This is a genomic window from Streptococcus oralis subsp. dentisani (assembly GCF_002860905.1).
GTDB classification, from domain to species: domain Bacteria; phylum Bacillota; class Bacilli; order Lactobacillales; family Streptococcaceae; genus Streptococcus; species Streptococcus oralis_BA.
Genome location: NZ_PKIG01000002.1, coordinates 447,107 through 471,573, shown reverse-complemented (window position 1 = coordinate 471,573; position 24,467 = coordinate 447,107). Strand labels below are relative to the sequence as shown.

At 40.8% G+C, this 24,467-nt stretch carries 21 protein-coding genes; 18 read left to right on the top strand and 3 right to left on the bottom strand.

Going from position 1 to position 24,467, the window contains the following annotated elements; genetic code table 11:
- Positions 1 to 2 precede the first annotated feature (2 nt).
- A complete protein-coding gene (locus tag CYK16_RS05280) occupies positions 3 to 959 on the top strand; it encodes an ABC transporter permease (RefSeq protein ID WP_033677420.1) in 957 nt (318 codons plus the stop codon).
- A 37-nt stretch (positions 960 to 996) separates the two neighbouring features.
- Here CYK16_RS05280 and plsY read toward each other — a convergent pair whose 3' ends face one another.
- A complete protein-coding gene (gene plsY, locus CYK16_RS05275; RefSeq protein ID WP_101776742.1) occupies positions 997 to 1,638 on the bottom strand; it encodes a glycerol-3-phosphate 1-O-acyltransferase PlsY in 642 nt (213 codons plus the stop codon).
- Positions 1,639 to 1,773: 135 nt separating this feature from the next.
- Here plsY and parE point away from each other — a divergent pair, with 135 nt between their 5' ends.
- The 7 genes from parE (at position 1,774) to CYK16_RS05240 (ending at position 12,614) form a co-directional block, all read left to right on the top strand.
- Positions 1,774 to 3,717 carry a DNA topoisomerase IV subunit B gene (parE, locus tag CYK16_RS05270; RefSeq protein ID WP_101776741.1) on the top strand — a complete coding sequence of 648 codons (1,944 nt, stop codon included), beginning with the start codon at positions 1,774 to 1,776 and terminating at the stop codon, positions 3,715 to 3,717.
- A 27-nt stretch (positions 3,718 to 3,744) separates the two neighbouring features.
- Entirely contained in the window at positions 3,745 to 4,563 is an 819-nt protein-coding gene (locus CYK16_RS05265) for an aminoglycoside 6-adenylyltransferase (protein WP_101776740.1), read from the top strand.
- Positions 4,564 to 4,901: 338 nt separating this feature from the next.
- Entirely contained in the window at positions 4,902 to 7,382 is a 2,481-nt protein-coding gene (gene parC / locus CYK16_RS05260) for a DNA topoisomerase IV subunit A (protein ID WP_101776739.1), read from the top strand.
- A 329-nt stretch (positions 7,383 to 7,711) separates the two neighbouring features.
- Positions 7,712 to 9,763, top strand: coding sequence for a thiol-activated cytolysin family protein (locus CYK16_RS05255; protein WP_101776738.1), 2,052 nt, complete (start codon positions 7,712 to 7,714; stop codon positions 9,761 to 9,763).
- A 288-nt stretch (positions 9,764 to 10,051) separates the two neighbouring features.
- Positions 10,052 to 10,777 carry a CppA family protein gene (locus tag CYK16_RS05250; RefSeq protein ID WP_033677403.1) on the top strand — a complete coding sequence of 242 codons (726 nt, stop codon included), beginning with the start codon at positions 10,052 to 10,054 and terminating at the stop codon, positions 10,775 to 10,777.
- Entirely contained in the window at positions 10,774 to 11,709 is a 936-nt protein-coding gene (locus CYK16_RS05245) for a serine hydrolase domain-containing protein (RefSeq protein ID WP_033677402.1), read from the top strand. Before CYK16_RS05250 ends, CYK16_RS05245 begins: the two co-directional genes overlap by 4 nt.
- 8 nt (positions 11,710 to 11,717) lie before the next feature.
- On the top strand, positions 11,718 to 12,614 hold the full coding sequence (locus CYK16_RS05240) for a DMT family transporter (protein WP_033677400.1): 897 nt from the start codon (positions 11,718 to 11,720) through the stop codon (positions 12,612 to 12,614).
- Between the two features lie 41 nt (positions 12,615 to 12,655).
- On the opposite strand, the gene CYK16_RS05235 is transcribed toward CYK16_RS05240, so the two are convergent.
- Positions 12,656 to 13,354 carry a GntR family transcriptional regulator gene (locus tag CYK16_RS05235; protein ID WP_000936191.1) on the bottom strand — a complete coding sequence of 233 codons (699 nt, stop codon included), beginning with the start codon at positions 13,352 to 13,354 and terminating at the stop codon, positions 12,656 to 12,658.
- Positions 13,355 to 13,495: 141 nt separating this feature from the next.
- On the opposite strand from CYK16_RS05235, the gene guaA reads away from it, so the two are divergent.
- The 10 genes from guaA (at position 13,496) to CYK16_RS05180 (ending at position 23,331) form a co-directional block, all read left to right on the top strand.
- Positions 13,496 to 15,058, top strand: coding sequence for a glutamine-hydrolyzing GMP synthase (gene guaA, locus CYK16_RS05230; protein WP_000065714.1), 1,563 nt, complete (start codon positions 13,496 to 13,498; stop codon positions 15,056 to 15,058).
- Between the two features lie 241 nt (positions 15,059 to 15,299).
- Positions 15,300 to 16,586, top strand: coding sequence for a peptidase U32 family protein (locus CYK16_RS05225; protein ID WP_000169065.1), 1,287 nt, complete (start codon positions 15,300 to 15,302; stop codon positions 16,584 to 16,586).
- A 304-nt stretch (positions 16,587 to 16,890) separates the two neighbouring features.
- On the top strand, positions 16,891 to 17,091 hold the full coding sequence (locus tag CYK16_RS05220; protein ID WP_001054557.1) for a F0F1 ATP synthase subunit C: 201 nt from the start codon (positions 16,891 to 16,893) through the stop codon (positions 17,089 to 17,091).
- Positions 17,092 to 17,123: 32 nt separating this feature from the next.
- Positions 17,124 to 17,837, top strand: a complete 714-nt coding sequence (gene atpB / locus CYK16_RS05215; protein WP_000392863.1) for a F0F1 ATP synthase subunit A — start codon at positions 17,124 to 17,126, stop codon at positions 17,835 to 17,837.
- A 13-nt stretch (positions 17,838 to 17,850) separates the two neighbouring features.
- Positions 17,851 to 18,345 (top strand): F0F1 ATP synthase subunit B, encoded by a 495-nt coding sequence (gene atpF / locus CYK16_RS05210; RefSeq protein WP_000558549.1) that lies wholly within the window; start codon positions 17,851 to 17,853, stop codon positions 18,343 to 18,345.
- Positions 18,345 to 18,881: a F0F1 ATP synthase subunit delta gene (locus CYK16_RS05205; RefSeq protein WP_101776737.1), complete on the top strand. Its 537-nt coding sequence runs from the start codon at positions 18,345 to 18,347 to the stop codon at positions 18,879 to 18,881. Before atpF ends, CYK16_RS05205 begins: the two co-directional genes overlap by 1 nt.
- 14 nt (positions 18,882 to 18,895) lie before the next feature.
- Positions 18,896 to 20,401, top strand: coding sequence for a F0F1 ATP synthase subunit alpha (gene atpA / locus CYK16_RS05200; protein ID WP_000996629.1), 1,506 nt, complete (start codon positions 18,896 to 18,898; stop codon positions 20,399 to 20,401).
- 15 nt (positions 20,402 to 20,416) lie between these two features.
- Positions 20,417 to 21,295 (top strand): F0F1 ATP synthase subunit gamma, encoded by an 879-nt coding sequence (locus CYK16_RS05195; protein WP_000301215.1) that lies wholly within the window; start codon positions 20,417 to 20,419, stop codon positions 21,293 to 21,295.
- Between the two features lie 199 nt (positions 21,296 to 21,494).
- Positions 21,495 to 22,901, top strand: coding sequence for a F0F1 ATP synthase subunit beta (gene atpD, locus CYK16_RS05185; RefSeq protein ID WP_033677393.1), 1,407 nt, complete (start codon positions 21,495 to 21,497; stop codon positions 22,899 to 22,901).
- A 10-nt stretch (positions 22,902 to 22,911) separates the two neighbouring features.
- Entirely contained in the window at positions 22,912 to 23,331 is a 420-nt protein-coding gene (locus CYK16_RS05180) for a F0F1 ATP synthase subunit epsilon (protein ID WP_000068043.1), read from the top strand.
- 44 nt (positions 23,332 to 23,375) lie between these two features.
- Here the strand turns inward: CYK16_RS05180 and CYK16_RS05175 are convergent, their stop codons facing one another.
- Complete coding sequence (locus CYK16_RS05175) at positions 23,376 to 24,389, bottom strand: lactonase family protein (protein ID WP_033677390.1); 1,014 nt, start codon at positions 24,387 to 24,389, stop codon at positions 23,376 to 23,378.
- Positions 24,390 to 24,467: the final 78 nt, after the last annotated feature.

Here is a 24,467-nt window from a genome sequence, read left to right as displayed (position 1 = left end):
AGATGTCTATTACAACCTTGCTCACCCTCTTGGTGTCTTCTATGCTGATTTACTCAGCACCCCTCATCTTTACAAGTATCGGTGGTGTTTTCTCTGAACGTGGTGGTGTGGTAAACGTCGGCCTTGAAGGAATTATGGTTATGGGTGCCTTTTCTGGAGTAGTCTTTAACCTTGAATTTGCAGAACAATTTGGAGCAGCAACTCCTTGGTTATCCTTGCTTGTAGCAGGATTGGTTGGTGGTCTCTTCTCTATTATCCACGCAGCAGCAACGGTTCATTTCCGTGCAGACCATGTTGTCAGCGGTACGGTATTGAACTTGATGGCGCCAGCCTTGGCTGTTTTCTTGGTGAAAGTGCTTTATAATAAAGGACAAACAGATAACTTAAGTCAGACTTTTGGACGCTTTGATTTCCCAGTCTTGGCCAATATTCCAGTTATCGGTGATATCTTCTTCAAGTCAACTAGTTTACTCGGTTATCTGGCCATTGCCTTCTCTTTCCTTGCTTGGTTTATCCTCTTCAAGACCCGTTTTGGTCTTCGTCTCCGCTCTGTCGGTGAACACCCTCAAGCAGCGGATACCTTGGGAATCAATGTCTACAAGATGAGATATTTAGGGGTTATTATTTCAGGTTTCCTAGGTGGAATTGGCGGAGCGATTTATGCTCAATCCATCTCAGTTAACTTCTCAGTGACAACTATTGTTGGACCTGGATTTATCGCCCTTGCTGCGATGATCTTTGGGAAATGGAATCCAATCGGAGCTATGTTATCTAGTCTCTTCTTTGGACTTTCACAAAGTTTGGCTGTTATCGGATCTCAATTGCCGTTCCTACAAGGAGTGCCTACGGTTTATCTTCAAATCGCACCTTATGTCTTGACAATTCTTGTCTTGGCAGCCTTCTTTGGAAAAGCAGTCGCACCAAAAGCAGATGGTATCAACTATATCAAATCAAAATAAGCATACAAAAAAACGTCAGTTCTGTTCAAACTGGCGTTTATTTTTTAGGATGTTGGTTGGTTAGGTTCAATCCCCAAGGAACAAGATTTTCAGTCTTATTCTGGATACGTGTGATATTATCCTTATGCCGAATGATAATCAAACTAGCCAGTGCTAAGATAATAGCGATGAAGAGAGGGTCATAATTGCTCAGGATAAAACCAAAAAGTGGAAAGAGTAGAACTCCGATGACAGCCGCGATAGATGCTGTGACACTAGATAGCGAAATCATACTACCAAGATAGAGGGTTCCAAAGAAAACAACTGCAAGGTAGAGGCAGAAGACAGGCGCAAATCCGAAAATCACTCCCGCACTGGTTGCGACAGCCTTACCACCCTTAAATCCTGCAAAGATAGGGAAGGTATGTCCAATGACAGCCAAAAGTCCAAAGATAAGAGGCGAAACACCTTGAAGATGAAACATAATCGGAAGCAGTGTTGCTAGGGTTCCTTTGAAAAAGTCAATCACAAAGGTCGCCATACCTGCTTTCTTGCCTAAAATGCGGAAGGTATTGGTTGTTCCTGTGTTACCAGAACCATGCTCTCGCAGATTTGTCTGAAAGAAAATTTGTCCAATCCAGAGACCAGACGGAATTGAACCCAGCAGATAGGCTAGGATTAATAAAACTATTGTAATCATACTCCTATTATATCATGAAATGGAAAAGAAAGGCAGAGAATCTCTTCTGAAATTGTCGCACCGGAGAAAGAAAAATTTTGCAAAATCCTTGGAAAACCTGTAGAATAGTAAAGATGAACGAATAGGAGGTTCCTTGTGTCAAAAAAGGAAATCAATATTAACAATTATAATGATGATGCCATTCAGGTGCTAGAAGGGTTGGATGCGGTCCGAAAACGTCCAGGGATGTATATCGGATCGACCGATGGTGCTGGTCTCCACCACCTCGTCTGGGAAATCGTCGATAATGCAGTCGATGAAGCCCTGTCTGGGTTTGGCGATCGTATTGATGTGACCATTAATAAAGACGGAAGTTTAACGGTTCAAGACCACGGACGTGGAATGCCGACGGGTATGCACGCGATGGGAATTCCAACTGTTGAGGTTATCTTTACCATTCTTCACGCCGGAGGGAAATTCGGTCAGGGTGGCTACAAGACATCTGGTGGTCTTCACGGGGTGGGTTCTTCCGTTGTTAACGCTCTTTCAAGTTGGCTGGAAGTTGAAATTACCCGTGATGGTGCAATCTACAAGCAACGTTTTGAAAATGGTGGAAAACCTGTTACGACCTTAAAGAAAATCGGTACAGCACCCAAGTCTAAGACAGGTACCAAAGTCACCTTCATGCCGGATGCGACTATCTTTTCTACGACAGACTTCAAGTACAATACCATCTCAGAGCGTCTTAATGAATCAGCCTTTCTCTTGAAAAATGTGACCTTGTCTCTAACGGATAAACGCACAGATGAGTCTGTTGAGTTTCACTATGAAAATGGGGTACAAGACTTTGTTTCTTATCTGAACGAAGACAAGGAGACCTTGACGCCAGTTCTGTACTTTGAAGGGGAAGACAATGGTTTTCAAGTGGAAGTAGCGCTTCAGTACAATGATGGATTTTCAGATAACATCTTGTCCTTTGTTAATAATGTTCGCACCAAGGACGGTGGAACGCATGAGACAGGACTCAAGTCTGCTATCACTAAGGTCATGAATGACTATGCGCGTAAGACGGGACTTCTCAAGGAAAAAGATAAAAACCTTGAAGGTTCAGACTATCGTGAGGGACTAGCGGCCGTTCTTTCTATCTTGGTTCCTGAAGAACACCTCCAGTTTGAAGGACAGACCAAGGACAAACTAGGAAGTCCACTAGCTCGCCCAGTTGTGGATGGCATTGTGGCGGATAAGTTGACCTTCTTTCTTATGGAAAATGGTGAATTGGCTTCTAACCTCATCCGCAAGGCTATCAAGGCCCGTGACGCTCGTGAAGCGGCACGTAAGGCGCGTGATGAGAGCCGAAATGGTAAGAAAAATAAAAAAGACAAGGGCTTGCTGTCTGGGAAATTGACCCCAGCCCAGTCCAAGAATCCAGCTAAGAATGAACTCTATCTGGTTGAGGGGGACTCTGCCGGTGGTTCTGCCAAACAAGGCCGTGACCGCAAGTTCCAGGCTATTCTACCTCTTCGTGGTAAGGTTATCAATACAGCCAAGGCCAAGATGGCAGATATCCTCAAAAATGAAGAAATCAATACCATGATTTATACCATTGGTGCGGGTGTTGGAGCAGACTTCTCTATTGAAGATGCCAACTATGATAAGATCATTATCATGACAGATGCGGATACCGACGGTGCCCATATCCAGACCTTGCTCTTGACATTTTTCTACCGTTACATGCGTCCGCTAGTTGAGGCAGGCCATGTTTATATCGCCCTTCCGCCTCTTTACAAGATGTCTAAAGGAAAAGGAAAGAAAGAAGAAGTGGCTTATGCTTGGACGGACGGTGAACTAGAAGAACTCCGCAAACAGTTCGGTAAAGGCGCTACCCTACAGCGTTACAAGGGACTTGGTGAGATGAATGCGGACCAGCTTTGGGAAACAACCATGAACCCAGAAACGCGTACTCTTATCCGTGTCACGATCGAAGACCTAGCACGCGCAGAACGTCGTGTCAATGTCCTCATGGGAGACAAGGTCGAACCACGACGTAAGTGGATTGAAGACAATGTCAAGTTTACGCTGGAAGAAGCGACAGTGTTTTAAGTCACTTTTTAATGAATGGGTATTAACATGAGGACTGAAACAGAAATGCTTGATGTAATTTTAAAGACTGCTAAAACCTTACAAGTCGCGGCTGTCGCCATGTCTGGTTCACGAACTGATACAAAAGCACCAAAAGATGAATTTCAAGACTATGATGTGGTCTATATTGTGGATGATTTTGATAATCTGACAAGTGCCCTTTCTTGGTTGAATCAGTTTGGGAAACTCATTATCGAGCAAGAAGTTAGTCTTGGTAATCGTCGCCTTTATCTCATGCTCTTTGAAGATGGCAATCGGATAGATTTGACCCTTTGCCCCAAAGAGCATATCCAAGAGTGGGTGGATAGTGAGGCAGGATTCACTGTTTTAGAAGATCCAGAACATTTATTTGAACCCTATTCTCAAAATCTAGAGCGTTACTGGACAAGCCCAGCTACTGAAAAGGATTTTGAAAAAGTCTGCAATGAATTTTGGTGGGTGTCAGCCTACGTGGTCAAAGGAATCTGTCGTAAGCAAGTCATCTACGCGACTGACCATCTCTACGGCATTTGTCAACAAGAATTCTTGAAAATTTTGGCTTGGCAGGTTGCAAGTAATAGGGGAGTAGTCGACATAGGCAAGAATTATAAGTATCTTTTTAACTATTTACCCACTGAGAAAGAAAAGGAATTCTCAGATTTGCTTGATTTTTCAAGTATAGATAAAATCACTCAGTCTTTATTGGCTACGATGCAACTTTTCCATAGAGAAGCTCAAAGACTTGCTCAAAAGCTGGGCTTTGACTACGATAAAGAAGTGGCTGAGAAGATGATTGAGTATGCTGAGGCGAGACTTCTTAATCGCTAACTAAAGACCTTAATTTAAAAGATTAAACTACAGAAAGGGTCGTTTGGTTATTTGTAGTAACTGAACACGGGACTAATTTTATTCGAAAAAAAGTCAAATCGTCTTAACTTCATCGAGCCCTACATCGATTTTCTATTTTTCTACAGACATTTTTGGCAAGCCAAATCGTCCCTTTATATCTTAACTGAACACCTTTTCTGTAAAAACCTACTCTATATTCTTTGAAAGGAGTTGAACACGCCCTAAATGACGCGTGAAAAAGATAAATTCTCTGGTGAGCTTGCTTACTTCAAGAATTTTCTATTTTCACTTGATATTTTACGGGCTTTGTATTCTATATGTCTAACATTCAAAACATGTCCCTTGAGGACATCATGGGAGAGCGCTTTGGTCGCTACTCCAAGTACATCATTCAAGACCGGGCTTTGCCAGATATTCGGGATGGCTTGAAGCCGGTTCAGCGCCGTATTCTTTATTCGATGAATAAGGATGGCAATACTTTTGACAAGAGCTACCGCAAGTCGGCCAAGTCTGTCGGGAATATCATGGGGAATTTTCACCCACACGGTGACAGTTCTATCTATGATGCCATGGTTCGTATGTCACAGGACTGGAAAAATCGTGAGATTCTAGTCGAAATGCACGGTAATAACGGTTCTATGGACGGAGATCCGCCTGCGGCAATGCGTTATACCGAGGCACGTTTGTCTGAAATTGCTGGCTATCTTCTTCAGGATATCGAGAAAAAGACCGTTCCTTTTGCCTGGAACTTTGATGACACCGAAAAAGAGCCGACAGTCTTACCAGCAGCCTTTCCAAATCTTTTAGTCAATGGTTCGACTGGGATTTCGGCTGGATATGCCACAGACATTCCTCCCCATAATTTGGCTGAGGTCATTGATGCGGCGGTTTACATGATTGACCACCCAACTGCCAAGGTGGATAAACTCATGGAATTCTTGCCTGGGCCAGATTTCCCTACAGGAGCTATCATCCAAGGCCGTGATGAAATCAAGAAGGCCTATGAAACTGGGAAAGGGCGCGTTGTTGTTCGTTCCAAGACTGAGATTGAAAAGCTAAAAGGTGGTAAGGAACAAATCGTTATCACTGAGATTCCTTATGAAATCAACAAGGCCAATCTAGTCAAGAAAATCGATGATGTTCGTGTTAATAACAAGGTAGCTGGGATTGCTGAGGTTCGTGATGAGTCTGACCGTGATGGTCTACGTATTGCTATTGAGCTAAAAAAAGATGCCAATACAGAGCTTGTTCTCAATTATCTCTTCAAATACACCGACCTACAAATAAATTACAATTTTAACATGGTGGCGATTGACAATTTCACGCCTCGTCAGGTTGGGATTGTTCCAATCCTGTCTAGCTACATCGCCCACCGTCGTGAAGTGATTTTAGCGCGTTCACGCTTTGACAAGGAAAGGGCTGAGAAACGTCTCCATATCGTCGAAGGTTTGATTCGCGTCATTTCTATCTTGGACGAGGTTATTGCTCTTATCCGTGCATCTGAGAATAAGGCTGACGCCAAGGAAAACCTCAAAGTCAGCTATGATTTTACAGAAGAGCAGGCTGAGGCCATCGTTACCTTGCAACTGTACCGTTTGACCAATACAGACGTAGTTGTCTTGCAGGAAGAAGAAGCAGAACTTCGTGAAAAGATTGCCATGCTTGCGGCGATTATCGGTGATGAACGGACCATGTACAATCTCATGAAGAAAGAGCTTCGTGAGGTCAAGAAGAAATTTGCGACTCCACGTTTGAGTGCTTTAGAAGACACAGCAAAAGTAATTGAGATTGATACAGCTAGTCTGATCGCTGAGGAAGATACCTATGTCAGCGTGACCAAGGCAGGTTACATCAAGCGTACCAGCCCACGTTCCTTTGCCGCTTCAACGCTGGAAGAAATTGGCAAGCGTGATGATGACCGTTTGATCTTTGTACAAGCTGTCAAGACAACACAGCACCTCTTGATGTTCACAAGTCTTGGAAATGTCATCTACAGACCAATCCATGAATTAGCAGATATTCGCTGGAAGGATATCGGAGAGCATCTGAGCCAAACCATTACCAACTTTGAAACTAACGAAGAAATCCTTTATGTGGAAATCGTGGATCAGTTTGATGATGCGACAACCTACTTTGCTACAACTCGTCTTGGTCAAATCAAGCGTGTAGAACGTAAAGAATTCACTCCATGGCGGACCTATAAATCTAAATCAGTCAAGTATGCTAAACTAAAAGATGAGACAGACCAGATTGTAGCAGTGGCTCCAATTAAACTGGATGATGTTCTATTGATTAGTCGAAACGGTTATGCTCTGCGTTTCAATATCGAGGAGGTTCCTGTTGTTGGTGCCAAGGCAGCAGGTGTCAAGGCTATGAATCTGAAAGAAGATGACGTCCTCCAATCTGCCTTTATTTGCAATACCTCATCCTTCTACCTCTTGACCCAACGTGGAAGCTTGAAACGTGTTTCTATTGACGAAATTCCAGCAACCAGCCGTGCCAAACGAGGATTACAAGTCTTGCGTGAGTTGAAAAACAAACCGCACCGTGTCTTCTTGGCAGGAGCAGTTGCAGAGCAAGGATTTGTTGGTGATCTCTTCAGTACGGAAGTGGACGGGAACGATCAAACTTTGCTTATCCAATCTAATAAAGGAACGATCTATGAAAGTCGATTACAAGATTTGAATTTGTCAGAACGAACCAGCAACGGAAGCTTCATTTCTGACACGATTTCAGATGAAGAAGTTTTTGATGCTTATCTTCAGGAAGCTTATAAAGAATTTGAATCTAAGAGATGATAAAAAACAATGAAAAGCTTTGCATTGAGAAATTTGTTAACCTATAGATTTAAGAGTTGAATTTGACTATATATACAAAAACGGACAGTGCTGATTCCCAACTTATAGGGACTTAAGCCTGGTCGTTTTCTTGTTTTTAGTGGTATAGACCACTCTTTATTTGAATGTAAAAATATTAACATATGTTCAGTTATTCAATCTAGGTTAATAAAAAAATAATATTTTTTTAAGAAAACGATTGCATCTATAATATTTTTATGTTATACTCTTATTGTTTCAAGAAAGCGCGTTCAAGAAATAATTCGTACAAACATATATAGGAGTTTTTTATGTCTCAAAATAAACAAGATAAAGGATTTCGTTATTCTATTCGTAAACGTAGCGTTGGAGTATGTGGTGTTGCCATTGCAACATTTTTGCTAGGTTCTGGCCTTGTATTTCAAACAAATGTAGTAAAAGCAACAGAACCAAGCGTTGCTGAAGTTGCTGGTGAAAATATTGCTGCTCATAAGTCTGCAAGTCAGAGTTCGACTTATTATGATGCAGATGCTTCTAGAGCGGTTGACGGTAATCTAGATAATGTTTACAGACATCACTCAGTTACTCATACAAATTTTGAAGATCATGCTTGGTGGAAAGTTGATCTAGCAAAAGAAGAAGGTGTGGGAACTGTTCGTATTTACAATCGTGGAGACAGTAATGTAGGAGATCGTTTATCTAATTTTGATGTTATTTTGTTAGATAAAGATGGTAAGGAAGTAACTCGTCAACATGTTGATACCCTAAATAATCAACCAAAAGTTGATGTTCAATTCTCAGGAGTTAATGCACGATATGTAAAAATTGAATTAAATAAATCTAAAACTCCTCTTAGTTTAGCAGAGGTAGAAGTATATCGTTCTGTAAAAGAAGAAAAAGTAGTAGCAGATAAGAAAACAGAAAACAAAGTTAAAACAGAAAATAAAGCTAAAAAAGATTATACTGCAGAGTTAAATAACTATTTATTTGGTTTAAATTATGATAAATTAAACATTTTGACTAGAAAAGGAGAAGCGTTAGAAAATTACACTAATACAAGCACAAAACAACAAGGAAATGAATTCGTGGTTGTAGAAAAAGTGAAGAAAAACCTTTCTAATGGTTCTGCAGATGTTGCCATTAATGGTAACGGAGATATCTTCCTAGGTGCTTTGTTTAAAGCAAATCAAGACCTCCTAGAAAATAAACCACAACAAATTAGTTTAGATCGTAGCAAAGGTAGAATCAGTGTTGACTTGCCAGGTATGGTTGGCGGAGATAGCTATGTAGATGCTAAACCAACTGCAAGTGGTATGCAGGAAGGTGTAAATACCCTGTTAAATCGTTGGCATGAAAAATATGCTGGTAAGAATCCTGCTCCAGCACGCATGCAATACGAATCAACTTCTGCTTATAGCATGAATCAATTAAAAGCAAAATTCGGAAGTGACTTTGAAAAAGTAGGAGTTAACTTAAAAATTGATTTTGAAGCAGTTCACAAAGGTGAAAAACAAGTTGAGGTAGTTGATTTTAAACAAGTTTACTTTACTGCTAACTTTGATGCTCCAAAAAATCCATCAGATGTATTTGCCTCAGGAATAACGGTTGATCAATTGAAAGCACGTGGAATTGATGCAACAACACCTCCTGTATACGTGTCAAGCGTTTCATACGGACGTCAAATGTATGTCAAATTTGAAACAACAAGCAAGAGTACAGAGTTGAAAGCGGCAATCAATGCTGTCATCAAAGGAGTGCCTATTAAACCAGACTCTGAATGGGCACGTGTCTTGAAGAATACAACTGTAACAGTTTCAATCGTAGGTGGAAATGCTGATGGAGCTGCACGTGTTGTGACAGGTACAGTAGAAGATTTGAAGAAATTGATTCAAGAAGGAGCTACTTTCAGTACACAAAACCCTGCTGTTCCAATTTCTTATAAGACTGCATTCTTGAAAGATAATCAAGTAGCCACAATTCAAAGCAATACAGACTACATTGAAACTAAAGTGACTTCATATAAAAATGGTTACCTCAATTTACATCATAAGGGAGCTTACATTGCTCGCTACTATGTTTACTGGGATGAAGTAACTTATGATAAGAATGGAGTCGAAAGTGTTCGTACGCGTCAATGGGAAGACAATGGTAAAAACAGAACAGCTGGATTCCGCACTGAGATTCAATTTAAAGGAAATGTTCGTAATATCAGAGTAAAAATCCAAGAAAAAACAGGTCTTGTTTGGGAAAAATGGCGCACAGTTTACAATCGTACAGACCTTCCTCTTGTTCAAAAACGTACCATTGTTAACTCAGGTACAACATTAAGACCAAAATACGATGAAAAAGTTGAAAATAACTAATTTTTCACTTGTAAAAGGAATCAGTTCTAAGAGCTGGTTCTTTTTCTTTCTAAAACTCCTCTGTAATCAAAAATCAACAAAGATAGTCAATTATTTCTTATCAATCAATTGATTAGCATTCCAGTTTATCCTATCTACTTTTTGACTGTTGTATTTTTCTCTAAAAATGGAGTTTTGGGCCAGCCTTTTGAAAAAAATTTTTTAATGGGGTGAAAATTGGTAAATTTGAGCATAATATCTTGTAAAAAATTCTAAAATCCTATAAAATAAAAAGTAACGGAGGAATTTATGAATGTAAATCAGATTGTACGGATTATTCCTACTTTAAAAGTTAATAATAGAAAATTAAATGAAACATTTTATATAGAAACCCTTGGCATGAAGGCCTTGTTAGAAGAGTCAGCCTTTCTGTCGCTAGGTGATCAAACAGGTCTAGAAAAGCTGGTTTTAGAAGAATCTCCAAGTATGCGCACTCGTAAGGTGGAGGGAAGAAAAAAACTAGCTAGATTGATTGTCAAGGTGGAAAATCCCTTAGAAATCGAGGCCTTATTAGCTAAAACAGATTCGATTCATCAATTATATAAAGGTCAAAATGGATACGCTTTTGAAATTTTCTCACCAGAAGATGATTTGATTTTGATTCATGCGGAAGATGATAGAGAAAGTCTAGTAGAAGTAGGAGAAAAGCCAGAATTTCAAACAGATCTGGAGTCAATTTCTTTAAGTAAATTTGAGATTTCTATAGAATTACATCTCCCAACTGATATTGAAAGTTTCTTGGAAGTATCTGAAGTTGGGACTTCACTTGATTTTATCCCAGCTCTGGGGCAGGATTTGACTGTGGACAATACGGTTACTTGGGACTTATCTATGCTCAAGTTCTTGGTCAACGAATTAGACATAGCAAGTCTTCGTAAGAAGTTTGAGTCTACAGAATATTTTATTCCTAAGTCTGAAAAATTCTTCCTTGGAAAAGATAGAAATAATGTTGAATTGTGGTTTGAAGAAGTATGAAGTGGACCAAGATTATTAAAAAAATAGAAGAACAAATCGAGGCAGGGATCTATCCCGGAGCCTCTTTTGCGTATTTTAAGGACAATCAATGGACGGAGTTCTATTTAGGCCAGAGTGACCCAGAGCATGGCTTGCAGACTGAGGCAGGACTCGTTTATGACCTAGCTAGTGTCAGCAAGGTTGTTGGGGTTGGCACCGTTTTTACCTTCTTGTGGGAAAACGGTCAATTAGATATTGACAGACCAGTAACCGATTTTTTACCTGAAAGTGATTATCCAGATATCACTATTCGCCAGCTCTTAACTCACGCTACAAATCTTGATCCTTTCATTCCCAATAGAGATCTTTTAGCAGCTTCTGAATTAAAGGAAGCTATGTTTCATCTCAAGAGACGAAGCCAGCCAGCATTTCTTTATTCGGATGTCCATTTTTTGCTGTTGGGCTTTATTTTGGAAAGAATCTTTAATCAAGACTTGGATGTGATTTTAAAAGAACAAGTCTGGAATTTTTGGGGAATGACGGAAACCCAATTTGGATCTGTTGAGCTTGCTGTTCCAACCGTCAGAGGTGTCGAGGCAGGTCTGGTACATGATCCCAAGGCTCGCCTCTTAGGCAGACATGCAGGTAGTGCTGGTTTATTTTCGACTGTAAAGGATTTACAAATCTTTTTAGAACACTATTTAGCAGATGATTTTGCAAGAGACTTGAGTCAAAATTTTTCACCTTTGGATGACAAGGAACGTTCTTTAGCATGGAATTTGGAAGGAGAATGGCTAGACCATACGGGCTATACAGGTACCTTTGTCATGTGGAATCGTCAGAAGCAAGAAGCGGTCATTTTCCTATCGAATCGTACCTATGAAAAGGATGAGAGGGTTCAATGGATTGTAGATCGTAATCAAGTGATGGACTTGATTCGCAAAGAAGAATAAGGAGAGACATGTCAAATAGTTTAAAAGGGACTTTATTAACAGTTGTGGCTGGGATTGCTTGGGGCTTGTCAGGAACGAGTGGCCAATACCTGATGGCACACGGAATTTCAGCTTTGGTCTTGACTAACTTACGACTTTTAATCGCTGGCGGGATTCTCATGCTCTTGGCTTATGTTACTGCAAAGGATAGAATGCTGGCCTTTTTAAAGGATAGAAAGAGTTTGCTGTCTCTTCTTATTTTTGCTCTGATTGGCCTCTTCCTCAATCAATTTGCCTATCTAACTGCTATTCAGGAGACCAATGCAGGTACCGCGACAGTGCTTCAGTATGTTTGTCCTGTCGGGATTTTGATTTATAGCTGTATCAAGGATAAGGTGGCGCCGACACTGGGAGAGATTATTTCCATCATATTAGCCATTGGAGGGACCTTCCTGATTGCAACTCATGGGCAGTTGGACCAGTTATCCATGACACATGCAGGCCTGTTCTGGGGGCTCTTTTCTGCTCTGACTTATGCTCTGTATATCATTTTGCCCATATCCTTGATTAAGAAGTGGGGGAGCAGTTTGGTCATTGGTGTGGGAATGGTCATAGCAGGTTTGGTCGCCCTTCCTTTTACAGGGGTTCTACAGGCCAATATACCGACTAGTCTTGATTTCCTCCTTGCTTTTGCAGGCATTATCCTTATCGGGACTGTCTTTGCCTATACAGCCTTTCTAAAAGGAGCCAGTCTGATAGGACCGGTCAAGTCAAGCTTGTTGGCTTCAATTGAGCCAATCTCGGCGGTTTTCTTTGCCTTCCTAATTATGAATGAACAATTTTATCCCATTGATTTTCTTGGTATGGCAATGATATTGTTTGCTGTAACTTTGATTTCGTTGAAAGATTTACTCTTAGAAAAATAAAAAGACTCTTTGTCCGTGACAGAGAGTTTTTGCGTGGTAATCTAATTGTTTTCAAGATAAAATTCAAAGCGTTCGCCTACATACTGACTTTTTACGTATTCAAATGCAGTACCATCCTCTAGGTAGGAAACCTGAGTCAAACCAAGAATAGCATGTCCTTTTTCAACTTCCAAATAGTGGGCAATTTTTTCTTTAGCAAGGCGAGCATAGATGGTCTGCTGTGATTTACCGATGCGGTAGCCATGTTTTTGCAAAGTTTGGAAGAAATGACTGGTGATTTCTTCTTTTTTAAAGTCCTTAATGAATTTTTCAGGAATAGAAGCAACTTCATAAACCAGAGGGACTTGGTCGGCATAACGGACCCGTTCCATTCGGATAATATTTTCCGTTGGAGAAATGCCTAACTTGGCAACTTCTTGCTCATTGGGAATGGTTTTTCTGTAGGAAATGAGCTGGCTAGAGGGAACTTTACCTTGAGACTTAACAATTTCAGTAAAACTAGTTGTCCCTCGCATCTTTTCTTGTACACGTGTACTGGAAACAAAGGTGCCGCTTCCTACACGACGCTCTAAAACACCTTCTTCGACTAATAGAGATACGGCTTGGCGGAGGGTCATGCGACTGACCGCAAACTGCTCTGCTAAGTCTCGTTCACTGGGAAGTCTCTCCCCAATGGCCCAACGATGTTCGTCAATATCCTTTTTAATCTGATCATGGATTTTCATATAAGCAGGTAGCATATTTTTCACTTCATTTCTATCTTTTCTCTATTGTACCTCAATAAACTAGAAAAAGTCAATCTTCGCCTTGTTTAGTTGGTAATTCGCCCTTATTTGTGATAGAATATTGAAAAAAGATATTTCTTTTGAGAAAGGAAAAAGATGAGCAACATTTCAACTGATTTGCAAGATGTAGAAAAAATCATCGTATTGGACTATGGTAGCCAGTACAACCAGCTGATTTCACGCCGTATCCGTGAGATTGGTGTGTTTTCAGAACTAAAAAGCCATAAAATTTCAGCTGCTGAAGTTCGTGAAATCAATCCTGTAGGAATTATCCTTTCAGGTGGTCCAAACTCTGTATACGAAGATGGTTCATTTGATATTGACCCAGAAATCTTCGAACTCGGAATTCCTATTTTGGGAATCTGTTATGGTATGCAGTTGTTGACCCATAAACTTGGAGGAAAAGTTGTTCCTGCAGGTGATGCTGGAAATCGTGAATACGGTCAATCAACCCTAACTCACACACCATCAGCGCTTTTTGAATCAACACCTGATGAACAAACTGTATTGATGAGCCACGGCGATGCAGTTACCGAGATTCCTGCTGACTTTGTTCGTACAGGTACATCAGCTGACTGTCCATACGCAGCCATTGAAAACCCAGATAAACACATTTACGGTATCCAATTCCACCCAGAAGTTCGTCATTCTGTATACGGGAATGATATCCTTCGTAACTTTGCCCTTAACATCTGTAAGGCTAAAGGCGACTGGACAATGGATAACTTCATCGACATGCAGATCCAAAAAATCCGTGAGACTGTCGGTGATAAACGCGTCCTTCTTGGTCTATCAGGTGGTGTTGACTCTTCAGTTGTTGGAGTTCTTCTCCAAAAAGCGATTGGCGATCAATTGATCTGTATCTTCGTGGATCACGGTCTTCTTCGTAAAGGAGAAGCGGACCAAGTTATGGACATGCTTGGTGGTAAGTTTGGTTTGAATATCGTCAAAGCAGACGCTGCTAAACGTTTCCTTGATAAACTTGCTGGCGTTTCTGACCCAGAACAAAAACGTAAAATCATCGGTAACGAGTTTGTCTATGTCTTCGATGACGAAGCAAGCAAGCTCAAAGATGTGAAATTCCTTGCTCAAGGTACCTTATACACAGACGTTATCGAGTCTGGTACAGATACAGCTCAAACTATCAAGTCACACCACAACGTGGGTGGTCTTCCAGAAGACATGCAGTTTGAATTGATCGAACCACTCAATACTCTTTACAAGGATGAAGTTCGTGCCCTAGGTACAGAGCTTGGTATGCCAGACCACATCGTATGGCGCCAACCATTCCCAGGACCAGGACTTGCTATCCGTGTCATGGGAGAAATTACTGAAGAAAAACTTGAAACAGTTCGCGAATCAGACGCTATCCTACGTGAAGAAATTGCCAAAGCTGGACTTGACCGTGATATCTGGCAATACTTCACTGTCAACACAGGCGTTCGTTCAGTCGGTGTTATGGGTGACGGTCGTACATATGACTACACGATTGCAATCCGTGCCATCACCTCTATTGATGGTATGACAGCTGACTTTGCAAAGATTCCTTGGGAAGTTCTTCAAAAGATTTCTGTACGTATCGTAAACGAAGTGGATCATGTTAACCGTATCGTCTACGATATTACAAGTAAACCACCTGCAACAGTTGAGTGGGAGTAGTCATCTAAGGACTAATTTATGTAGTTTAATGAGCCAGTATCTTTGGGTACTGGTTTTTACTTTTCTAGACTTTTTGGATACTTGTTAAAATTGGTTTATATTCGATAGTTTAACAATTATTATACAAAGCTTAAAATATTAGAATTGTCAAAACAATCTGTCTAGGCTTGATTTTATCTCTTATTTACTATAAAATGAGAAGGAAATACGTCAAACTTTTATATTGCAAATAGGAGAAAACATGACAAAAACATTAAAACGTCCTGAGGTTTTATCACCTGCAGGAACTTTAGAGAAGCTAAAGGTAGCTGTTCAATATGGAGCGGATGCTGTCTTTATCGGTGGTCAGGCCTATGGTCTTCGTAGCCGTGCAGGAAACTTTACCTTTGAACAGATGGAAGAAGGTGTCCAGTTTGCTGCCAAGTATGGTGCTAAGGTTTATGTGGCTGCCAACATGGTTATGCACGAAGGAAATGAAGCTGGTGCTGGTGAGTGGTTCCGTAAACTGCGTGATATCGGGATTGCAGCAGTTATCGTATCTGACCCAGCTTTGATTATGATTGCAGCGACTGAAGCACCAGGTCTTGAAATCCACCTTTCCACTCAAGCAAGTGCCACTAACTATGAAACCCTTGAGTTCTGGAAAGAACTGGGCTTGACTCGTGTCGTTTTGGCGCGTGAGGTTTCAATGGAAGAATTGGCAGAAATCCGCAAACGTACAGATGTTGAGATTGAAGCCTTTGTCCACGGAGCCATGTGTATTTCTTACTCTGGTCGTTGTACTCTTTCAAACCACATGAGTATGCGTGATGCTAACCGTGGTGGATGCTCTCAGTCATGCCGTTGGAAATATGACCTCTACGATATGCCATTTGGGAAAGAACGTAAGAGCTTGAAAGGGGAAATCCCAGAAGAATTTTCAATGTCAGCTGTTGACATGTCCATGATTGACCATATCCCAGATATGATTGAAAACGGTGTGGACAGTCTAAAAATCGAAGGACGTATGAAGTCTATTCACTACGTATCCACAGTAACAAACTGCTACAAGGCGGCTGTTGATGCTTATCTAGAAAGTCCAGAGAAGTTTGAAGCTATCAAGCAAGACTTGATTGATGAGATGTGGAAGGTTGCCCAACGTGAATTGGCAACAGGCTTCTACTATGGTACACCATCTGAAAATGAGCAGTTATTTGGTGCTCGCCGTAAAATCCCTGAATACAAGTTTGTCGCTGAAGTGGTTTCTTATGATGATGCGACCCAAACAGCAACTATTCGTCAACGGAACGTTATTAACGAAGGAGACCAAGTTGAGTTTTACGGCCCAGGTTTCCGTCACTTTGAAACGTATATCGAAGATTTGCATGATGCCAAAGGCAATAAAATCGACCGCGCTCCAAATCCAATGGAACTATTGACTATTAAGGTGCCTCAACCTGTTCAAGCAGGAGACATGGTTCGCGCTCTTAAAGAGGGTCTCATCAATCTTTATAAGGAAGATGGAACCAGCGTCACAGTGCGTGCTTAATAAACATGTAGGAGACGAAAGATTTCCCTTTAATTCTTCTTACTAAAAGAGCATTAGGTTAAAGAAAATATATTAATTTTCATCCGAGATTACATCTCGGATTTTTTCAATATTTTTCAGAAAGACCTAGATAATGGTCGGATTTATTACAAGTTTTTTACAAAGTTTTCTATATAATGGGCTTAAAAATAGCAAAATTGTAAATAATTTTCATTAAACGCTTTCAATGTTAGTAAAAAGTTGACAAATCCAATTTTTAGGACTAAACTAAGTAAGTAAATTTTAATTAAAAGGAGAATTCGTCATGAATTTAACATTTTTCGGTCTATGTCTTGCCTGTATGGGTGTATCTCTTGGTGAAGGGTTATTGATGAATGGTTTGTTGAAATCAGTAGCTCGCCAACCAGATATTATCGCTGAGTTTCGTAGCTTGATGTTTTTAGGGGTTGCCTTTATTGAAGGAACTTTCTTCGTAACTCTTGTCTTCTCATTTATTATTAAATAACGAAATATAAATTGGAGAAGGGAGAATGTTAGATGGAAGAAAGTATCAATCCAACCATCAATATTGGTCCTGTTACCTTTGATTTAACTTTGACAGCCTTGACTTTGCTGTCTGTGTTTCTGATTTTTGCATTTATCTATTGGGCAAGTCGTAATATGACCTTGAAACCCAAAGGTAAACAAAATGTACTAGAGTATCTCTATGATTTTGTAATTGGATTTACAGAACCTAACCTTGGTTCCCACTACATGAAAGATTACTCACTCTTTTACTTATGTTTATTTCTTTTTATGGTTATCGCCAATAATCTTGGTTTGATGGCTAAACTTCAAACAACAGATGGAACAAACCTTTGGACATCGCCAACTGCAAATCTTTCATTTGACCTTGTCTTGTCTTTCTGTATTATTGTTATGGCGCATATTGAGGGGATTCGTCGTCGTGGGATTAAACAATACCTAAAAGGTTTTGTAACTCCTGCATTTATGACACCGATGAATCTACTGGAAGAAGTCACGAATTTCCTTTCTCTTGCTTTGCGGATTTTTGGGAATATCTTTGCAGGTGAAGTAATGACAAGCTTGCTTCTCTTACTTTCACATCAGGCTATTTTTTGGTATCCAATCGCATTTGGGACAAACTTAGTTTGGACTGCATTTTCCGTGTTCATTTCTTGTGTACAAGCCTATGTCTTTACACTATTATCCTCTATGTACCTAGGAAATAAAATTAATGATGAAGAGTAGAAAGGAGTAACTGATGCACGTAACAGTAGGTGAATTAATTGGTAATTTTATTTTAATCGCTGGCTCTTTTATCCTTTTGCTAGTCTTGATTAAAAAATTTGCATGGTCTAATATTACAGGCATTTTCGAAGAAAGAGCTGAAAAAATTGCTTCAGATATTGACAGAGCTGAAGAAGCACGTCAAAAAGCAGAAGTATTGGCTCAAAAACGCGAAGATGAATTGGCTGGTAGCCGTAAAGAAGCTAAGACAATCATTGAGAATGCGAAAGAAACAGCTGAGAAAAGTAAGGCTAGTATTTTAGCAGATGCTAAACTAGAAGCAGGACGCTTAAAAGAAAAAGCAAACCAAGAAATTGCTCAAAACAAAGCTGAAGCTTTACAAAGCGTTAAGGGTGAGGTAGCAGATTTGACAATCAGCTTAGCTGGTAAAATCATCTCACAAAACCTTGATGGTCATGCCCATAAAGAACTCATTGATCAGTATATCGATCAGCTAGGAGAAGCTTAATGGACAAGAAAACAGTAAAGGTAATTGAAAAATACAGCATGCCTTTTGTCCAATTGGTACTTGAAAAAGGAGAAGAAGACCGTATCTTTTCAGACTTGACTCAAATCAAGCAAGTTGCTGAAGAAACAAGTTTACCTTCTTTTTTAAAAAAAGTGGCAGTAGACGAGTCTGATAAGGAAAAAACAATTGCTTTCTTCCAAGACTCTGTGTCACCTTTATTGCAAAACTTGATCCAGGTTCTGGCATACAATCACAGAGCAAATCTTTTTTATGATGTGCTTGTAGATTGCTTGAACCGACTTGAAAAAGAAACAAATCGATTTGAAGTGACGATTACTTCAGCTCATCATTTAACAGATGAACAAAAGAGTCGCTTGCTCCCTTTGATTGAGAAAAAAATGTCTCTGAAAGTAAGGAGTGTAAAAGAACAAGTCGATGAAAGTCTCATTGGTGGTTTTGTCATTTTTGCCAATCACAAGACAATTGATGTGAGTATTAAACAACAACTTAAAGTTGTTAAAGAAAATTTGAAATAGAAAGTGGTGTTCTTTTGGCAATTAACGCACAAGAAATCAGCGCTTTAATTAAGCAACAAATTGAAAATTTCAAACCCAATTTTGATGTGACTGAAACAGGTGTTGTAACCTATATCGGGGATGGTATCGCGCGTGCTCACGGCCTTGAAAATGCCATGAGTGGAGAGTTGTTGATTTTTGAAAACGGCTCTTATGGTATGGCTCAAAACTTGGAGTCAACAGACGTTGGTATTATCATCCTAGGTGACTTTACAGATATCCGAGAAGGCGATACAATCCGCCGTACAGGTAAAATTATGGAAGTCCCTGTAGGTGAAAGTCTGATTGGTCGTGTTGTGGACCCACTTGGTCGTCCAGTTGACGGTCTTGGAGAAATCCACACAGATAAAACTCGTCCAGTTGAAGCGCCAGCTCCTGGTGTTATGCAACGTAAGTCTGTATCAGAACCATTGCAAACTGGTTTGAAAGCTATTGACGCCCTTGTACCGATCGGTCGTGGTCAACGTGAGTTGATTATCGGTGACCGTCAAACAGGGAAAACAACCATTGCGATTGATACAATCTTGAACCAAAAAGGTCAAGATATGATCTGTATCTATGTCGCGATTGGACAGAAAGAATCAACCGTTCGTACGCAAGTAGAAACACTTCGTCAGTATGGTGCCTTGGACTACACAATCGTTGTGACAGCTTCTGCTTCACAACCATCTCCATTGCTTTTCCTAGCTCCTTATGCTGGGGTCGCCATGGCGGAAGAATTTATGTACCAAGGGAAGCATGTTTTGATCGTTTATGATGATTTATCAAAACAAGCGGTAGCTTATCGTGAACTGTCTCTCTTGCTTCGTCGTCCTCCAGGTCGTGAAGCCTTCCCAGGTGATGTTTTCTATCTTCACAGCCGTTTGCTTGAGCGCTCAGCTAAAGTTTCTGATGAACTTGGTGGTGGATCAATTACAGCCCTACCATTTATCGAGACACAAGCAGGAGATATCTCTGCCTATATCGCAACCAACGTGATTTCTATCACTGATGGACAAATCTTCCTTGGCGATGGTCTCTTCAATGCGGGTATTCGTCCAGCCATCGATGCGGGTTCATCTGTATCACGTGTAGGTGGTTCTGCACAAATCAAAGCCATGAAGAAGGTTGCTGGTACACTTCGTATCGACCTTGCTTCATACCGTGAGTTGGAAGCCTTCACTAAGTTTGGTTCTGACTTGGATGCGGCAACACAGGCTAAATTGAACCGTGGACGTCGTACAGTTGAAGTATTGAAACAACCTGTTCATAAACCATTGCCTGTTGAGAAACAAGTAACCATTCTTTATGCTTTGACACATGGTTTCTTGGATACTGTTCCAGTAGATGATATTGTTCGTTTCGAGGAAGAGTTCCATGCCTTCTTTGATGCTCAACATCCAGAGATTTTGGAAACCATTCGTGATACAAAAGACTTGCCAGAAGAAGCAGTCTTGGATGCTGCGATTACAGAGTTTCTCAATCAAACCAGCTTCCAATAAGAATAGAGGTGTCAGATGGCAGTATCTCTAAATGATATTAAAACAAAAATCGCCTCAACAAAAAATACGAGTCAAATCACTAATGCCATGCAAATGGTATCGGCTGCTAAGCTAGGTCGCTCTGAAGAAGCAGCTCGTAACTTCCAAGTTTATGCTCAGAAAGTGCGTAAACTTTTGACAGATATCCTTCATGGTAATGGAGCTGGTGGTTCAACCAATCCGATGTTGATTAGCCGTCCCGTGAAGAAGACAGGCTATATTGTCATTACTTCAGATCGCGGTTTGGTTGGAGGGTATAATTCTTCTATTCTGAAAGCCGTTATGGAGTTGAAGGAAGAATACCATCCAGACGGTAAAGGTTTTGAAATGATCTGTATCGGTGGAATGGGAGCTGATTTCTTTAAGGCTCGTGGTATTCAACCACTTTATGAATTACGTGGCTTAGCAGACCAACCTAGCTTTGATGAAGTCCGTAAGATTATTTCAAAAACTGTTGAAATGTACCAAAATGAACTTTTTGATGAACTCTATGTCTGCTATAACCACCATGTCAACACACTAACCAGTCAAATGCGTGTGGAACAAATGCTTCCGATTGTTGACTTGGATCCCAATGAAGCGGATGAAGACTACAGCTTGACTTTTGAATTAGAGACAGGCCGAGAAGAAATTTTGGAGCAGTTGTTGCCTCAGTTTGCAGAAAGTATGATTTACGGGGCTATTATCGATGCCAAGACAGCTGAAAATGCTGCCGGTATGACAGCCATGCAAACAGCGACAGATAATGCTAAGAAAGTCATTAATGATTTGACAATTCAGTATAACCGTGCCAGACAGGCGGCGATTACACAAGAAATTACAGAAATCGTAGCAGGAGCTAGTGCCTTAGAATAGGCTCTAGTCCAGCTCGTATGAAAATGAACTTATACTCAATGAAAATCAAAGAGCAAACTAGGAATCTAGCCGCAGGCTACTCAAAACATTGTTTTGAGGTTGCAGATAGAGCTGACGTGGTTTGAAGAGATTTTCGAAGAGTATTAGGACCTAGTTGAGCTAGGAACCGACAGTATCTTATATAGAATAGGAGAAGGAGATGAGTTCAGGTAAAATTGCTCAGGTTATCGGTCCCGTTGTAGACGTCTTGTTTGCAGCAGGGGAAAAACTTCCTGAGATTAACAATGCACTTGTCGTCTACAAAAATGACGAAAGAAAAACAAAAATCGTCCTTGAAGTAGCCTTGGAGTTGGGAGATGGTATGGTCCGTACTATCGCCATGGAATCAACAGATGGGTTGACTCGTGGAATGGATGTATTGGACACAGGTCGTCCAATCTCTGTACCAGTAGGTAAAGAAACTTTGGGACGTGTCTTCAACGTTTTGGGAGATACCATTGACTTGGAAGCTCCTTTTACAGAAGACGCAGAGCGTCAGCCAATTCATAAAAAAGCTCCAACTTTTGATGAGTTGTCTACCTCTTCTGAAATCCTTGAAACAGGGATTAAGGTTATCGACCTTCTTGCCCCTTACCTTAAAGGTGGTAAGGTTGGACTTTTCGGTGGTGCCGGAGTTGGTAAAACCGTCTTGATCCAAGAATTGATTCACAACATTGCCCAAGAACACGGTGGTATTTCAGTATTTACTGGTGTTGGGGAACGTACTCGTGAGGGGAACGACCTTTACTGGGAAATGAAAGAATCAGGCGTTATCGAGAAAACAGCCATGGTATTTGGTCAGATGAATGAGCCACCAGGAGCACGTATGCGTGTTGCCCTTACTGGTTTGACAATCGCTGAATACTTCCGTGATGTAGAAGGCCAAGACGTGCTTCTCTTTATCGATAATATCTTCCGTTTCACTCAGGCTGGTTCAGAAGTATCTGCCCTTTTGGGTCGTATGCCATCAGCCGTTGGTTATCAACCAACCCTTGCTACGGAAATGGGTCAATTGCAAGAACGTATTACATCAACCAAGAAGGGTTCTGTAACCTCTATCCAAGCTATCTATGTGCCAGCGGATGACTATACTGACCCAGCGCCAGCAACAGCCTTCGCTCACTTGGATTCAACAACCAACTTGGAACGTAAGTTGGTACAATTGGGTATCTACCCAGCCGTTGACCCACTTGCTTCAAGCTCACGTGCCTTAGCACCTGAAATCGTTGGAGAAGAGCACTATGCAGTTGCTGCAGAAGTAAAACGTGTCCTTCAACGTTACCATGAGTTGCAAGATATCATTGCTATCCTTGGTATGGATGAGCTTTCTGATGAAGAAAAGACCTTGGTTGCTCGTGCCCGTCGTATCCAGTTCTTCTTGTCACAAAACTTTAACGTTGCGGAACAATTTACTGGTCAGCCAGGTTCTTATGTTCCAGTTGCTGAAACTGTTCGTGGCTTTAAGGAAATCCTTGATGGTAAACATGACCACTTGCCAGAAGATGCCTTCCGTGGTGTAGGTTCTATCGAAGATGTGATTGCAAAAGCTGAAAAAATGGGATTTTAAGAGGTGATCTATGGCTCAGTTAACTGTCCAGATCGTGACACCAGATGGTCTCGTCTATGATCACCATGCCAGCTATGTATCGGTTCGAACTCTGGATGGTGAGATGGGGATCTTGCCACGACATGAAAATATGATTGCGGTTTTAGCAGTTGATGAAGTAAAGGTAAAACGTATTGATGATGAAGATCACGTGAACTGGATTGCAGTAAACGGAGGTGTTATTGAAATTGCCAATAATACCATCACAATCGTTGCGGATTCTGCAGAACGTGCTCGTGATATCGATATCAGTCGTGCAGAACGTGCCAAACTTCGAGCAGAGCGTGAAATTGAAGAAGCACAAGATAAAAACTTGATTGACCAAGAACGTCGTGCGAAGATTGCACTGCAACGTGCCATTAACCGTATTAATGTCGGAAAAAGACTATAAGAAAAAAATGAACTTGAGTTACCAAGTTCATTTTTTATGTTTTCTTAAGGGGCAAAACTGATGCAGACTGCTTCTGGGACATGGAAGTCGTTGGAAAGTTCTGCTAGACGACCAGTTTCAGGATTGCGTTTAAAGACGGTTACATTGTCAGAGTCCTGATGGACAGCAATGACAAATTCTTGGTCTGGTGTCAAATCAAAATCACGTGGAGTCTGACCATGTGTCGGAACGATTTCTAACAACTCTAAACTACCGTCCGCAAGGATTGTATATACTGCGATAGAATCATGACCACGGTTAGAAGCGTAGAGGTATTTACCATCTTTAGAGAGACGAATAGCAGCAGTACCATTAAAGCCTTCATAACCGTCTGGTAGAGTTGAAATGACTTGCATGCGTTCAAATTCGCCAACACCATCGTAGATTAGAACCTCGATAGTGCTATTGAGTTCACAAATGAGATAAGCGATTTTATAATGGTTATGGAAAATAATATGGCGTGAGCCTGCTCCTGGCTGGCTATGATAGGTATAGAGCTTAGATAATTTTCCTTCTGGATCAAGATCATAAGTAATTACTTGGTCAGTACCCAAGTCGCAGGTCACTAGATAGTGGTCAGGTGTTAAATCTGTATAGTGAACGTGGGGAGAAGCTTGATTTTCATGTGGACCCTGGCCACTGTGTTGATCCACATCACTAAGTAGAAGACTACCATCTTCCTGACGTTTATAAACAAGGACCTGTCCTTTATGGTAGTTGGCCGCATAAACCAAATCACGCTTTTCATCAACGGCAACATAACAGTGGGGGGCTCCTTCTTCCACGACATGATTTAATAAAGTCCCGTCAGTTTGATAGGCTGCAATTCCTCCCTTATCGTCTTGACTACCAACAGTGTATAAATGTTGGTACTGGTCAAAGGCAAGGTAGGTTGGACTTGGCTCAGTAGCAAAAAGTTCTAGATTTGAAAGCTGACCAGTTTCTGTATCAAAGTCCGCTTTGTAAATCCCTTGGGAAGTCCGACGTGTATAAGTTCCAAAATAAACAGTTTCTTTCATAACTTTACCTCTATATAAAGATAAGACTATTATATCACAAAAATGCTAGTATGAAAAAATCAAGCTTGGCAAGAGATT